The organism is Syntrophorhabdaceae bacterium, assembly GCA_028713955.1.
GTDB lineage: Bacteria > Desulfobacterota > Syntrophorhabdia > Syntrophorhabdales > Syntrophorhabdaceae > UBA5609.
On record JAQTNJ010000276.1, the window covers coordinates 1 to 1,441 of the forward strand.

2 protein-coding genes are annotated in these 1,441 nt (G+C 50.0%); one reads left to right on the top strand and one right to left on the bottom strand.

The genetic code is table 11. The features are described from left to right. A partial coding sequence (locus PHU49_15570) for a DUF362 domain-containing protein (protein MDD5245427.1) occupies window positions 1–713 on the bottom strand: 713 nt, incomplete at its 3' end. A 65-nt stretch (window positions 714–778) separates the two neighbouring features. Here PHU49_15570 and PHU49_15575 point away from each other — a divergent pair. Beyond that, the coding region (locus tag PHU49_15575) for a molybdopterin-dependent oxidoreductase (GenBank protein ID MDD5245428.1) at window positions 779–1,441 on the top strand (663 nt) is incomplete at its 3' end.

Sequence of the window (1,441 nt, forward strand, 5' to 3'; positions counted from 1 at the left end):
ACGTCTTTCAGGCTGCCTCCCTGGGGACCATGATCGAGGAGTATCCTCGTGGCATCGATGATCGTAAGGTGGCTCCTGACAGTGCGATTTATATCAGCGAGGGCGTCGTCCATGTTCCGGTGGATATATCCCCTGTTTCCGCCCATTATACCCATCATATTCTTCAGCCCCAGCGTTAATCTCGTCAGCCCGTGGTGTTTCGCGATAGGGACATTGATCAGGACATCCGCGGACAGCGCCTCATCGTAGAGCTCCCATTCTTTGAGGAAGGCGCCATTGATCTTTGTGTTCCTGAAACGTTCCCGCTCGACGTGTTTCATCTCCACATTTTTCAGACCCTTCAGGATGTCCTGGATGCCGCTGTTCTCATAACACCTCCGGGGGTCATTACAGGGAATATCAAATACCTTTACCCTTTTTGCCCCTGCCTTTACGCATTCTTCAACGACTGCCTTTACGACAAGAGGGTGGGTGGTAGCGGCGTATTCCGGTTTTCTGTCCCAGCCGATATTCGGTTTGACGACGACGGTGTTCCCGGGCTTTACGAAACTCCGCATGCCGCCGAGCGCAGAGATAACGTTTCTCGTGATTGCCCCGTAGTCCTGTCCTTCAGCAAGCGCGACGACGGAAGTCCCCTGGGCGAACACCTCGCAGGATATCCCGCCGAACAGGCATGAACCAATGGCAACCTTCAGAAAATCCCTTCTTTTCATTGTTTAATAAATGTAACTATTCTGTTTTGTTTGTCAATAGCGGAGAGAATGGTTATATTATATACATGATCTTTGAAAAGGACATGGAAAGGCGTAAATTTATACAGCTCGTCAGCGCCTTCGGTGTATCCTGTCTCATCCCCTTCTCGTTAGATGCAAAAGAGGCGCAGCGCATACTCGACAACGAGGACAGGGAAGGCTTTTACATACGGTTCATCAAGCCCATAAAGCCTGTTGACCCTGCAAAGTGGGTATTGAAGGTCAGCGGGTTGTGTGAGAATCCGCAGAGCTTCAATCTCGCGGCAGTCAAAAAACTCTTAAAAGATACCCAGGTATCGCGGATGAAATGCGTGGAGTCCTGGTCGAGCAAGGCAAAATGGGGTGGATTTCGGGCAAAGACGCTCTTTGATGTTGTAAAACCTAAAAAACAGGCAAGGTTTCTCTATTTTTATGCTGCAGACGATTATTATGAGTATATTCCCCTCGGGGAACTGTTAAAACCGCGGGTCCTCTTTGTCTACGAGATGGATAACGCTCCTCTGCCGGATATCCATGGCGGGCCCCTCCGGTTGATCATGCCGTCGAAATACGGCTATAAGAGCGTCAAAACCATTGTGAGCCTTGAATTTGTGGAGAAAGAAGGCACAGGATACTGGTCAAAGTTCGGGTACTCACGGGATGCAACGATACAGCCCGGCACAGATCACGCCCTCGATCTGAAGGAATAC